This window comes from Pseudomonas sp. FBCC-B1667 (genome assembly GCF_059133255.1).
In genome coordinates, this window is record NZ_CP101437.1 from 2,473,697 (window position 1) to 2,487,327 (window position 13,631).

General features: G+C 54.8%; 10 protein-coding genes. 4 read left to right on the forward strand and 6 right to left on the reverse strand.

Features of this window, described 5'->3' with window-relative positions; genetic code table 11:
- Positions 1 to 200: 200 nt before the first annotated feature.
- Positions 201 to 4,346, reverse strand: coding sequence for a CheR family methyltransferase (locus NL116_RS11150; RefSeq protein ID WP_494377189.1), 4,146 nt, complete (start codon positions 4,344 to 4,346; stop codon positions 201 to 203).
- A 121-nt stretch (positions 4,347 to 4,467) separates the two neighbouring features.
- Positions 4,468 to 5,763, reverse strand: a complete 1,296-nt coding sequence (locus NL116_RS11155) for an erythromycin esterase family protein (RefSeq protein ID WP_494377190.1) — start codon at positions 5,761 to 5,763, stop codon at positions 4,468 to 4,470.
- 758 nt (positions 5,764 to 6,521) lie between these two features.
- Here NL116_RS11155 and NL116_RS11160 point away from each other — a divergent pair.
- Entirely contained in the window at positions 6,522 to 6,746 is a 225-nt protein-coding gene (locus NL116_RS11160) for a hypothetical protein (protein ID WP_494377191.1), read from the forward strand.
- A 287-nt stretch (positions 6,747 to 7,033) separates the two neighbouring features.
- Here the strand turns inward: NL116_RS11160 and NL116_RS11165 are convergent, their stop codons facing one another.
- The 3 genes from NL116_RS11165 to NL116_RS11175 all read right to left on the reverse strand — a co-directional run bounded on the left by NL116_RS11165 (position 7,034) and on the right by NL116_RS11175 (position 9,812).
- The gene (locus tag NL116_RS11165; RefSeq protein ID WP_494378040.1) at positions 7,034 to 8,173 is read right to left on the reverse strand and encodes a zinc-dependent alcohol dehydrogenase; all 1,140 of its coding nucleotides are present in this window, start codon (positions 8,171 to 8,173) and stop codon (positions 7,034 to 7,036) included.
- A gap of 66 nt (positions 8,174 to 8,239) precedes the next feature.
- Positions 8,240 to 8,473, reverse strand: a complete 234-nt coding sequence (locus NL116_RS11170) for a hypothetical protein (protein WP_494377192.1) — start codon at positions 8,471 to 8,473, stop codon at positions 8,240 to 8,242.
- 469 nt (positions 8,474 to 8,942) lie between these two features.
- Positions 8,943 to 9,812 (reverse strand): SDR family oxidoreductase, encoded by an 870-nt coding sequence (locus tag NL116_RS11175; protein ID WP_494377193.1) that lies wholly within the window; start codon positions 9,810 to 9,812, stop codon positions 8,943 to 8,945.
- Positions 9,813 to 9,926: 114 nt separating this feature from the next.
- Between NL116_RS11175 and NL116_RS11180 the strand changes: the two genes are divergently transcribed.
- Both NL116_RS11180 and NL116_RS11185 read left to right on the forward strand, forming a co-directional pair.
- Entirely contained in the window at positions 9,927 to 10,847 is a 921-nt protein-coding gene (locus NL116_RS11180; protein ID WP_494377194.1) for a LysR family transcriptional regulator, read from the forward strand.
- A 39-nt stretch (positions 10,848 to 10,886) separates the two neighbouring features.
- Complete coding sequence (locus tag NL116_RS11185; RefSeq protein WP_494377195.1) at positions 10,887 to 11,252, forward strand: SDR family oxidoreductase; 366 nt, start codon at positions 10,887 to 10,889, stop codon at positions 11,250 to 11,252.
- A 162-nt stretch (positions 11,253 to 11,414) separates the two neighbouring features.
- Here the strand turns inward: NL116_RS11185 and NL116_RS11190 are convergent, their stop codons facing one another.
- The gene (locus NL116_RS11190) at positions 11,415 to 12,491 is read right to left on the reverse strand and encodes an SDR family NAD(P)-dependent oxidoreductase (protein ID WP_494377196.1); all 1,077 of its coding nucleotides are present in this window, start codon (positions 12,489 to 12,491) and stop codon (positions 11,415 to 11,417) included.
- A gap of 189 nt (positions 12,492 to 12,680) precedes the next feature.
- Here NL116_RS11190 and NL116_RS11195 point away from each other — a divergent pair, with 189 nt between their 5' ends.
- The gene (locus NL116_RS11195; protein WP_494377197.1) at positions 12,681 to 13,577 is read left to right on the forward strand and encodes a LysR family transcriptional regulator; all 897 of its coding nucleotides are present in this window, start codon (positions 12,681 to 12,683) and stop codon (positions 13,575 to 13,577) included.
- Positions 13,578 to 13,631 lie beyond the last annotated feature (54 nt).

Genomic DNA, 13,631 nt, shown 5'->3' on the forward strand with positions numbered 1-13,631 from the left:
CTGAGGCCCCCTAGCCAGCTGGCTCTATGGACAAGCCTGTGTGCCTTCGACTAGGAAAGTGAAAGTGCATTGAGCTTTATGACGCCAGACAAAGGCAATCAGGTGGAGACCGCTATTGATTGTGTTCTGCCTGTCGAAAAGGGCAGAAATCAACCCACGCCTTTCGAGGACAGTCGGTGACGACTCAAGAGGTCGCAGGGTTAATAGGGCCGCGTATTGCAAGCCTCATCGACGATGTCGATGAAGTCATCATGGGCTACCGGCTTGCTCACGTGGTAGTTGAACCCCGATTGTCTGGTTTTTTTTTGATCGCTGCTGGTGGCATAACCCGTGAGTGCAATCGCCGGGGTGTATGTGTGATGGGCGATCTGGCGAATGGCCTGGATGAGGGCGTGGCCATCCATGACAGGCATGCCGATGTCGGAAATGATCACGTCATAGTTGCCCTCTTTCGCGGCTTTCAGGGCCAGTAGTGGGTTGCTGAAGGCTTCCACATGGGCGTCCTCCATTTCCAGCAACATTTGCAACACTTCTAACACGTCTCGAGAGTCATCCACCAACAGCACTTTCTGGCCACCCAGGCGCCCTGATTCGCCGGAGGCCTGTATTTGATCCGTTGCTTGCTGGTGGGGATGACTCAGCGGCAGGCGGATGGTGAAGGAGCAGCCACAACCAATTCCTTCAGAGTGGACATCTACCGTGCCGTCGTGGGCTTCCACCAGTTGCCGAACCAACGACAGGCCAATGCCCAAACCGTCGCGCTGATGGGTGGCATGCTGGTTTTCTGCCTGACTGAACAGGTCGAACACAGTGTGCAGGTTGTCCGCTTCGAGTCCAATGCCGCTGTCGATGACGTCCAGTTGTGCCATGTCCTCGACGCGGTGGGCGATCAGCTCAATACGGCCATCGTTGGGGGTGAACTTCAGGGCGTTGTTCACCAGGTTCCAGATAATCTGTTCCAGGCGGGTGCTATCAGCTTCAACCACCAGCGGTGACTCCGGTGGCTGTGGCACCTGCAGGGTGATTTCGCAGGGGCGTTGATCGTTGACCACCACCGTGTGTATGTCCTGCAAAATCCGCCCAAGATCCACCGCCTGTTTTTTCAGCTTCAGCTTGCCGGTGCGCACGCGGGCGACGTCCAGCAAGTCATCGATGATTCGCGCCTGACTGGATACCGCTTCGCAAATGGTACTGACCGCCCTCATAGCCGGGCGAACGCTTTTGGTCGCAGGCAAGCGGCGCAGCAGTTCGGCGTTGAGTTGAATGAGGTTAAGCGGGTGCTTAAGCTCATGGGACATCACCGCAAAAAACTCGTCTTTGAGGTGGCTGCTGGTCTGAGTTTCGGCCAAACGTTGGCTTTGTTCTTCGTGCAGGCGCTTATGACCGGTAAGGTCGCGGGCGATTTTCACGTAACCTTTGAGGCTCTCGCTTTCAAGTCGAATGACTTCGCCGCTGCAATAGAAACGACTGCCATCCTTGCGCAGGTGCCAGCGTTCATCGTCGCCTCTACCGTGCTCGCGCGCGGCGCGTAACTCAATTTCTGGTGCGCCTGCGCTGCGCTCCTCCGGCGTGAAGATCAGGTCATAACAGGCGCCGAGCACTTCCTCCTTTGCGTAACCGAAAATCAATTTGGCGCCGGTGTTCCAGTCGGTAATCACGCCGTGATCGTCGAGGATGATGATAGCGAAATCATGGGTGCTTTCGGCAACCAGCCGCAAGCGCTCTTCACTTGTGCGTAACTCAGACTCGGCGGTGCGACGCTTGGTAATGTCGATGAACGTCAACACCGTGCCGTCGATGTGATCTTCGCTGGAGCGGTAGGGCAATAGGCGGACGATGTACCAGCGTTGGTCGCTGCTGCGAACCTCGCGTTCGATCATCTTCAGCGACTCGAACACCGTCGCCACATCTTCTGCTATTTCCAAGTAGTCCAAGCGATGGGTGATGTCCATCAGCGAGCGCCCCGTATCGACCGGCAGCATGCTGAAGATTTCCGTAGCGCGTGGGGTAAACCAGCGAATACGCAAGTTACGGTCAATGAATACGGTAGCGATGTCGGTGGAGGCAATCAGGTTGGTCAGGTAGTCGTTGATCTTGTAGGTGTCTTCGACTTTGGCCTTGAGTTCGGAATTGACGGTCAATAGCTCCTCGTTGATCGACTGCAGCTCTTCCTTGCTGGTTTCCAGTTCTTCGGTGGCTGAACGGAGCTCTTCATTGATCGCATGCATTTCTTCGTTAGAAGCTTTCAGCTCTTCGCTGGAGACTTCCGATTGTTCGATCGTCTCTTGCAATTGCTGCTTGGTGTGCTGCAGTTCGCGTTCCAGGTTGGCCAGCATTTGGTTTTCGTTCTGGCTGGCGATGACATCGAGCAGCTCCTGAGCGTCGACTTCGCGCTCCTCGAAGATGACCAACACATATTCGTTCTCGCTTTGTTCGTCTTTGTAGGGATGCGCTGTCAGATCGACCTGAAACGTGCGCTCCTCACGGTCGATCCGCACCTTGTGCGAAGTAACCGGTAGCCCGCTTTGCTGTACCTGGAACAGCGTGGTGCGAATTTCCAGGCGCAGATCCGGGTGGGCCAGGGTCAGCAGATTGCGGGATATCTCACCGGCCACGTAACGCAGAAAACGTCCGGCGCCTTCGCTCATGTGCAGGATATTGGCATTGGTATCGACGATGATGCTCGGTGGCGCAGCCTTCTCCAGTGCTCGCAGGTGAATGTCGGCAAACGACACCTTGCGTGCCTCTGCCGGTGCCGCAGGGGGGGCGAGTGATGTGCGTGCGTAGCCCCCGCGTGGCATGGCTGGGGCACGTCGGGCGCTGCTGGCCAAGCTTTTGGCGCGGAAGATGCGGTTGCGTTTGTCCACCGGTGTAAACAGATCCAGACAACTGTCGGCGGATTCTGAGGAGCCGAGGAACAGGTAACCGCCAGGGCGTAACGCATAGTGGAACATCTGCATGATGTCGCGCTGCACTTCGCGGTCGAGATAAATCAGAAGGTTTCGGCAGACAATCAGATCGATTTGCGAGAAGGGAGGATCGAGCAGCAAGCTATGTTTGGCAAACAGTACCTTCTCGCGGACTTCCTTGCGCACCCGGTAGTGCTGGTGTTCCAGGGTAAAGTACTGGCGCATCCGCGAGGGGGGCACGTCGGTAATGATTGCTTCGGGATAGACGCCGTTACGTCCAAAGGCAATCGCGCGATCATCGATGTCGGTGGCAAACACCTGTAGTTTGGCTGCGCTGGCTTCCAAGGCCAATTGTTCGATCAGCAAAATGGCCAAGCTGTAGGCTTCTTCGCCGGTAGAGCAGCCCGCCGACCAGACACGGATCTCATCCCGTTGCGGCCCGGTGTCCCGAAACGAGTTCACTAGATGAGGAATGACATTGCGTTCCAGCGCTTCGAAGGCCTCGCGGTCGCGGAAGAAGTTGGTCACGCCAATCAACATGTCCCCCAGCAACGCCTTGTTTTCTTCGGGGTGGGCTTGGAGATAATCGTAATACCCGCCCAGATCCGGTTGCGCGGTCACCTGCAGGCGACGCTCGATCCGGCGTAACACGGTAGCTCTCTTGTAGTGCTTGAAGTCATGGCCAGTTTCAGCGCGCAGCTGGATCAAGATGTCTTGCAGGTGCTGCTCGGCAATGGCGGCATCGCGTTCGGAAGCTGGAGGGGTGGTCTTGATTTCCGGGTCGTTTGCGGTCGGCAGGGTGATGGACTTCGCATTCCGCCAGAGCTCCAGTAGTTTTTGCGGCATCTCCACCACAGGCAATACCAGATCGACCATCTGGGTGTTGATGGCGGCACGGGGCATGCCGTCATATTCGGCATCGTCCGGTGTCTGCACCAGGGTAATGCCGCCTTGTTCCTTGATCCGTGAAAGTCCCACTGCGCCATCGGAACCAGTGCCCGACAGTATCAGGCAGAAAGCGCGCTCCTTGTGCACATCCGCCAGGTCCCGGAAGAACAAATCAATGGCAACATGCGTCCCCGGTGGCCGATCCGATGGAGTCACCGACAGGTAACCATCGTTCATCATCAAGTTGTGTGCCGGCGAGATGACATACACGGTGTTCTTTTCGATGGAGATGGTCTCAGTCACCTGTCGCACCGGCATTTTGGTGACTTCCTGAATGATCCGATCGACTTGACTTGGATAATCCGGCGACAAATGAAAAATAATGACGAAGGCCATGCCGTTGTCATGGGGCATGTGCTCAAAAAATGACTTCACCGCCTGAAGGCCGCCAGCAGACGCTCCCACGCCCACTACAGGAAAGGCCAAAGTGCTGGGTATCAGCTCTTTACGTTGAGGAACATTAAGTGAGCGCTTCGCTGAAGATTTCATAATCAAAGCCTTAGTAGCAGCAGCCGAACTAACTATCCTAGCCGTATTATTCTGATATGCGGTCCGCTGTTATGGATGAATGCCTGACTGTGAATCAACCGCTGGCAGGCGCGGGGGCCAATCATATTCCGAAGGGAAAGGTGTCCTCTTCGTGACTTGATGAGTGCACGGTCGTTAGCGGTGTGATGGCCTGGGTGCGAGCGAACCACAGGTATGCATCAAATTGCTCGCTCAAGGTCGCGTCGAAGTAATGGCTTTGGCGTTCTGTTTGCGGGCGATAAATCACGCCAATGGCGCGCTCTAGCAGGCGTATTGACAAAGCTGAGCGCAGCGTCTGTTGTTTGTCGTTGCGCCAGTCATACAGTGCCTGCGGATGACCCGCCTCAACAAAGGCGCGCTCCCAACTACGGGGCAATGACGGCACAACTTTTTTTATCTGCACGGGTTCGTCCCAGTCATCAGCGGCCGCCACGGTGCCCTGGTCAGTTCCCATACCAATAAGAACCGAAGATTTCCCAAAGGCTTCACGACACAGTTGACCGAGCGTCAATTGGCCTTCGTCACCCATCCGCGTTGCCCTGGCATCCCCGATGTGCGAATTGTGCGCCCAGACCACAACCTTGGCGTCACGATGGGAGCGCAATGCTTGCAATGTCTCGAACATGTGTCGATCGCGCAGGTTCCAAGACACTCTGGAACCTCTATACATCGCCCGGTAATACTGCTCGGCAGCCTGGACAACGCGAGCATTTTGCGTCGCGTTGAACAAGGCTTCACCGTCTTTTTCGATCAGTGACAAGCGCTGATTCAATAATGCCTGGAGCTGCTCAAGCACGGCGTTTTCACAGTTGGCCATGCCACCTACCTCGGTGAAATGTCCGTAGAGTGCCGGGTCGTCGTGCCACGGGGTCAGACAGGCATAACGTTGCCGTGCCTCTTTGGCCATGCCCGGATCAGCGCTTTCCAGATAACCGAGCACTTCGCGCATCGAACTGCGCAGGCTGTACACGTCCAGTCCACGAAACTCCACGCGTTGTTCCGACGTGCAGGTCCGGTTGAACCCATACAGCCATCGCGTGAACACTTGAACATCGGTGTTACGCCACATCCAGGTTGGAAATCGCGAAAAAGCAGACTCATGCCATCCACCGTTTTCCCGGTTCCTGACGCAACGATCGATTTGATCGGCGTCCGGCCAGTCAGCCTCTACGGCCACAATGGAAAAGCCATGGTGCGTCACCAGGCGTTGCGTAATCGCCGCGCGCGCTTGGTAAAACTCATGCGTGCCATGGCTGGCTTCGCCGATCAGTACTACCTGTGCGTCCCCATAGCGGTCGAACATTGTTGCAAAGTGTTCACTGGCAACGTCAGGTAGCGGCTCAGCTTTTTCCTGCAAGACTTCGATGAGGTTTTCCATAGTAGTTACGGTTCTCAAACCATGACGTCTATCGGCCTAATCACCGATCATTCAGGCAATCATGGTGAAATCCTCCCTGTTATTTATACGATGGAGGACACAATCACTAAAGGGTTCCGCTAAAACGAAGAACGGCTCTGAAGCGATGTCGCTTATTCAGGTTGCGGCGCGCGTAATGGGGCATCGGCTCGGGACAAGGTGCCCGTACGCAATTTTCCATCGCATTGACACTGACCGCGCCACGTTTCGGGACTTCCTCCGCAGCGTCAGGTATGCACCCACTCGCATCGTGACGGACCGCTGACCTGCAATACGCGAGGCGGTGAATCACCTCGATGATTTTGCCGGCGTGCCTCTTCGATCAAATGGAGGGCGTCCAGCCAGTCCTTGGCCAGAGCGTATACAGGATCTGCAAATCCAGGCCCTGCAGGGCACGTCGCTGGCACTTGGCGACTGTCTCGATACGCGTTCCACACGATCTCCTCCAATCGGCCAATGGCCTCATCTTCGATGCGATAAGCCGGATTATTGAAGCGCTCGCGAAAACGCGTAGCACATGGCTGTCGATCAATTTTTTTCCTGTGGATCGCCGTGACTCGGCTGAATCTTCATGACGCCTCTTGCTGGCTGGTGCGTTAAAGGTTGCGAGTTCGAGATTTGTGTCGGTCCCTCGCATTCGGCATTGACCATGCATCGTTTTCAGTGAACAACCGATCGTTCGTAAGCCTCAACCGTTACACAACGGTGGAGGTGTCGCCATGTACGAGGACAGAAAAGCTCAAGCGCTTGCAGACTGGTACAAGATGATGGGAAAGCCCGAGGGATATATGACCGCACAAGAGCAGTACGAAGAATTGCTTTGTCGGGCAGAGATCTACTTTCGAGAGGGTTTCATTGACAGTGCCGAACGAAAGCAGTTAGTCATCAAAGCCACCAGACGTTACGCTGAGGCAGTGGAAGGAACCGTGCATCCAGCTATTTAACGACTGTGCAGCAGATTATCTTGCTCACTATCACTCGAACAGTGGACGACTGTTTTTGGCGCTGTCTGGCTTTCCAGCGCCTCGTTTAAAACTCTCAAATGAGTGAAACAGCACTTTGCAGAACCTTGCGGAGTGGCCGGATGGAAGGCGATTTATCCGCTCGACATCAACGCCATGGCCAATTCCCATGCTCGTTGTGAATCGTCCATCAGCTGTTTTCCTCTTGATGAAATGAGGTGATAGCTGCCTGGGGTGCGCTGGCAGCTATCGACTCAGGAAGGACCTCATCAACGTTGAGGCATCAGTTTGACTTTGATCCAGCCGCTCTCGCGTTTATCAAACGATTTGAAGGCTTCGATGGCGTCGGTCAGCGGCTCTTTCTGGGTGAGTACTTTTGCCGGGTCGACACGACCAGCCAAGGTCATTTCGATCAACTTGGGAATGTACTTGCGATGGTGGCAATTGCCCATGTTCATGGTCAGGTTCTTGTTCATCGCCGCACCCAAGGGAAAGGTATCGAAGCCCGGTGGGTAAACGCCGATGATCGATAAGGTACCGGCCTTGGCCAACCCTTCGATGGCCCACTGTAACGCTTGAGCGGGTGCGTCGCCCGGTTGCCATTGGGTTTGTGAATGCGCATGGTGCGCATGATTGGCATCGATGCCTACGGCATCAATGGCACGGTCCGCACCGATACCGTCCGTGAGGCGGTGCAAGGTTTGCACCGGGTCTTCCTTTTCAAAGTCAATGCACTCGGCTCCCAGTTCACGGGCGCGCTCAAGGCGGTCCGCTAAGCCGTCAATGGCAAATACGCGGCCGGCACCCATCAATTTTGCACTGACGATGGTAAAAAGGCCCACTGGACCGCAGCCGAATACCGCGACGCTGTCACCGTCCCGAATTTCGGCCATCTCCGCGCCGAACCAGGCGGTAGGAAAAATATCCGACATGGCGATGGCCTGGTCATCGCTAATGGCCTGCGGAATCTTGATCAAACCGATGTGAGCGTAGGGAATACGGGCTTTCTCGGCTTGCAGACCGTGGAACGGTCCCGTGCCTTTGGGGCCGCCAAAAAAAGAAGTGCCGGCCTGTTTGCCATGAGGATTGACGACATCGCATTGTGAGAAATAGCCGGCCCTGCAATAGGAACAGTTCCCACAGGCAATGGTCGACGGAATGATCACTCGATCTCCCGCCCTGAGGTTCCTTACATCATCGCCCACCGTCTCGATTATCCCGACCCCTTCATGCCCCAGAATTGTCCCGGGTTGCATATCCGGGACGGTGCCTCGAATGAAATGCAGATCAGTTCCGCAAATGGCCGCTGCTGTGATTTTCACAATGGCGTCTGTTGGTTCCAGAATTACGGGATCGGGCACCTCGTCCAGTCGGATGTCACCCACGTCATGAAATACAACTGCTTTCATCATGCACCTCGCCAATCGTTTTCAGTTCCGTTGTCTAGAAATGGAGGTTCCGGACATGCGAAAGGTTTATTTAATTGAGATGACACTGACGAAAGGAATGAACTCTTCAGGCGTGTCCGTAACTGCGGCAACAGTGAGCCGATTTGCGTTGCTTACGTCGCTTTCAAACGGGTGTAATTGATTGCGCCTGCAACGCGTCACATCGAGGTTGGGGTTTCCCATGGCGAATCGATGCCCGAGTTTTGGCTTGGGCGTCGGTCGAGCCAGGCAGTTGGCTGCTGCTGGTGGAGGTTCGGCCATGCGTCAATCAGCTTCCTCCACTTAGCCGTCAACCTTGAAGGTGGAGGGCGCGGTAAGTGGCGTGAAGAGAACGGTTCGAGAGATTTTGCTTGGAACTCAATCTCCAGTAACCGGCTGTCCGACCGTTCGCAATAAAATATCGCGTACTGTCACACTGATGTCATGTGGCGTGGAGCGATCGTGCACCACCCACCAAACTGTAAGTGTGACGTCATGCCTTCGATTGATGATTTTCGATTCGCCGCCCACCAACTTTTGCTCGATCTCGACGCAACTACCAATCACCTTATGATGCTAGTCGTATCAAGCGAGGTTTCGGGGAGCCGATGGGATGAAGCGGTGTCCCGACACAGGAATGCATATGCTGCGTGGGCTTCCGTTGTAACTGGCGTTCAAACGGACCCGATGCCTGCTCTGGACGGTCGACCGGCCGATGGCAATACACCCTCGGCGGACGAAGGAGCGATATTTAAAGATTGAATGCTTCCCGAAGAATATCCCCCAAGTCTTTCGGCTTACGGCCCAACAGTGTTTCAAGGGTAGGGCTGCTCTGGTCGAAAGCGCCTTTATCAATGGCGTTACCCCAGCCACTGATGAATTTCGCGACCGCGGTTGGCCAGCCTTCATTTTCGCGAGCAGCAATGAATGCTCCAGTGGAAATGGGCTGGTACTCAACCGGCACGCCCGTCAATCGAGAAAACTCGTCTGCGATTTCCTGGAATGACCACGTCTGTCCCGCATTCAGCAAACAGGTGCGGTTTTCATACCCGGTCTGGGTGAGCAGTGTGGCCCCAGCTTCTGCCAGCTCTGCGTAAGTGGCTGGCCCAATTCGACCTTGACCTGCTGGGGCGCTGAAGCCTTCTTTTGCTGCATTTGCACCGATGAAAAAGGGCAAATCGTTGGCGTATAACGGATGTTGAATAATCGTGTACGTGAGGCCCGACTTTTCAAGCAGCCGCTCGGTAGCTATATCGCTCTGCGTTACTCCTTCAATGGGTGCCAGCTCATCGTTGATCCGTTGAATACTGGTGTAAACCACATGGCGAACACCCGCCCGGCCGGCAGCAATAATCACGTTTTTATGTTGGGCAACACGATCACTGAACGCTACGGCTGATACCAGGTAGATTTTTTCTACTCCTTCAAATGCCGCCACCAACGAATCGTAATCGGTGTAATCGCCGTAGCGTACTTCTATACCTAATGCAGCCAGAGGCTCTGCCTTTTCAGTATCACGTGCCATTGCCACAATATTTGATGCGGGGACTTTTTGTACCAGTGAACGCAAGACTGCATTGCCCAATCTGCCTGTCGCGCCAGTCACTAGAATTTTGGCCATGAGTCTTTGCTTTCCCATCGTGATGATCCGGTAGGCACAATCATGACCAAAGCATCAGGGATAAATTAGTCTCCAATAGGTAGAATCACCTTCAACCAAAAGTTGGAGATGACCATGGAAACCCTTGGCAATCTGGAATCGTTCGTTCGTGCCGCGGAGGCCAGCAGCTTTTCCGAAGCCGCCAGGCGTATGGGGATTTCCGCTGCTGCCGTGAGTAAAAATGTGGCACGGCTCGAAGCCAATTTAGGCACTCGACTCTTCCAGCGCAGCACAAGAAGCCTGACCCTCACTGAGGCAGGGGAATTGTTCTACCAGCAAGTTTCGGGCAGCCTCGAAACGATCCAAGGTGCTATCGCGCAACTAGGCGATGCCCGAGAAGTCCCGGCAGGGCGATTACGGGTCAATATGTCTCCGTCTTTCGCTTACGATTATGTCCTGCCGCTACTCAAAAAATTCAAACAACGTTACCCCGAGGTGGTTCCGGACTGGCACTTGGAAATCCGCCGCGTCGACTTGATTGGTGAAGGTTTTGATGTGGCCATCGGTGGCGGTATTGAATTGTCTCCGGGAATCGTAGCGAGAGAGTTGGCCAAACTTCATCTTGTCGCTGTTGCAGCTCCGCAGTGGTTGGAGGGGCGGACAATGCCCGCTGTTCCTGGCGAGTTGCAGGGGGTGGATGGCATCGTCATGCGTTCGACCCGCTCAGGGCGTTTGCTCGACTGGACACTTCGGGATGCTGGAGAAGGGCGGTTTGACCTCAACCTGAAACCCATCGCCATCATGAACGATCCAGAAGCATTGTGTAGCTGCGCATTGATGGGGCTGGGCGTCGGGCTGGTACCCATGGAGCGTGCGTGGCCCTGGTTGCAACGGGGTGATCTGGTTCGCTTATTACCGGATTGGTATGTGGATCTCGGTGTCGTCTCGGTGTACTTCTCGTCTCGAAAAGCTTTGCCGGCCAAAACACGAGTGTTCGTGGATTTTCTGCTGGAGCATTTTCAGGGATCGCTCAGTCAGCGTTTCCGTGCCGATTGACGCCGATGGCAATTGGCTCAGTAATACATCAGGGCCGCTGTGAAACATTTGCCTGAGGGTGGCCGTATCGTTTCCGTGGGTTCTGGACCCGGAACTCGTGCAGGTTTCCCGGGTACTGCTGACTACGCCGCTACCAAAGCAGCCGTCATTGGCTACTCGAAGGGCGCTGCACGCGATTTAGGTGCGCGCAATATTACGGTCAACGTTGTTCAAGCAGGATTGATGGCCACTGACATGGCGGCCGCATCGAAAGACGGCTTACCACCCAGTCTTAGGGACGTGCATGCGATCCGCCGTATGGCGACTGTCGAAGAGGTTGCTGCGGGCATCCTTTTTCTGGCGGGACCCACTGCGAGTTACATCACCGGTTCCGTCCTTGACGTGAATGGCGGCTACGTAGCCTGATTCATAAACCGAAAGCCCCAGATCAATGGGGCTCGAATGCAGATGCGCGTTCAAAGCTACAAGCCAAGGGCAGCGTTTCGTCGGTACCTCTGTAGCAGTTGTAGCGATAGGGTTAGCTAAAAAGCAGACTGAGAAATGGCGTGAACCATTGGAGCACTTTGATCACCAAGGCCGACACCCCTCACCCTGATCGTTGCTAACGCAGTCATCCTCCTGACCAAGCATTCGCGTCGCAACTTTCCACAACCGTTGCGCGTTATCTGGATCAATCGCGTAAGGCGCAACCCCTGTGTAATCGGCTGGGCGCTTGTGGACAATCCGCGCCTCGTTACAGTCCTCGAAATACCGGCCTCCGATCCCTTCCAGCAACGGTGATGCAGCGAGTAATACAGACGTTGCCGCGCCTTGCTGCACTGTCTTCTGACGCTCCACCGGTGTCTTGAGACCCCCGGTATGCTTTTGGAGGTTGGTCGCGATAGCGCCGGGGTTCAGTGAATTAGCAAAAATACCTCGATCGGCCCAACGGCGCGTGATCTCAACCGCGATCAGCGCGCATGCCGTCTTCGCCTGGGAATAGGATGCGAAAGGCTCGTAGTTGCGGAAGTCAAAATTTATATCGTCGAAGACCACTGGCCCCAATAGAATTGCATTTGAACTAAGCGATACAACACGAGCGCCTTCGGCTTGGATCAGAGCCTCCTGCAAACCAAGTACGAGCGCAAAATGACCAAGGAAATTCGTTGCAAACTGCATTTCACAGCCCTGGAGTGTCAACTCCCGCTCAGGAAGAGCCATGATCCCCGCGTTGTTCACCAAGATATGAAGCGGCCCTGACCACGACTCCGCAAACGATGTAACTGAAGAGATGTCTGCAAGATCTATCAATCGAACATCGACTTTGCCCTTGCCTTCCTCTTGTAGTGTTGCAGCGATTTTTTCCGCCGCGTCGGGTCGTCGGACGGCAAGTGTTACATCCGCCCCGGCATTGACCAAAGCGCGCGCCGTTTCAATGCCGATACCGGCTGCGCCACCAGTGACAATCGCTCGTTTACCGGTGAGGTCCACGCCAGCGATAACGTCTCTCGCGGTCGAATGAAAGCCAAACGGTGTCGTAATACGTGTCATGAAAAATGTCCTCGCATGTGTATTGTCTTTCAGTAAATTTTTGGCTGGCAGTCCAACCGGATATCCGGTGTAGGCCTGTTTAAAACTGGTCAGCGCGCCATTTTTTGCCCGCATGAGAAATGCGTTAAAACGGATAAAGAAACCTCGATAATTTTTGTATGAGCACCCGGAATTCTGGTGAGTGCCACGCAAAACAAAGCTTTACGGTTCTGAATTGGCGTAGGCGTTCGAATTAAAATAAGCCTGTCCGTTTGTACAAACAATCAGGCTAATATTGGATGAACTGATGAAGGGAATAGGACAATGCACAAGTCAGGCCTTCTTGAGCTGAACGCTTTCGTCGCCGTTTCGATACATCGCAGTTTCCGTCGCGCGGCATTAGAGTTGGGTATGTCGCCCTCAGCACTCAGTCATGCAGTCGCCACGCTTGAACAGCGCCTTGGCGTTCGGTTGTTCCACAGAACCACTCGAAGCGTTTCGCTTTCCGAAGCTGGCGAACAGTTTCTGCTTCGTGTGCAACCAGCTCTACGCGACATATCGGCAGCCATGAAAGCGGTCAGCGAGTTCCGCGATACACCGGCAGGAACATTACGTTTGAACACCTCGGAAGGTGCCGCGCAAATGGTAATGACCCCGGTAGTGCTGGAGTATTTGACGCGCTACCCAGACATGCGAGTGGATATCGTTACGGATAGGAGTCTGGTAGATATTGTTGCTGGCGGGTTCGATGCTGGCATACGTCTGGCAGAGAGCGTTCCGCAGGATATGATTGCGATTCCTATCAGCCCTCCGCTACGGTTTGCGGTGGTTGGAGCGCCTGATTATTTTGTGCGTCGCAAAAAACCCAAGGTACCAGCGGACCTTAGTGCGCATAACTGCATCCGCGTCCGTTTTCCCAGCGGTACCATCTACAAATGGGAATTTGAAAAACGAGGTGAGCAGCACGCTGTAGAGGTCAGTGGGTCGCTGACGCTCGATAGCCACCATTTGATGATAGAGGCAGCACTCCAAGGGGCGGGCCTGGCGTGGGTTAGTGAGTTCGCAGCGACTGCACACTTAGCGTCGGGAAGGTTGGTACGCGTTCTTGAAGATTGGACACCTCCTTACCCGGGCTTAAGTCTCTATTACCCTGCCAATCGCCACATGCCGGCAGGACTACGTGCATTTATCGATCTCGTCCGACAAGTGGTGTCAACGTAATTGAGTCCTGCTGGCCACCTGTGACGGGTGCGTGTACCGGATTCCCCTGTCGAA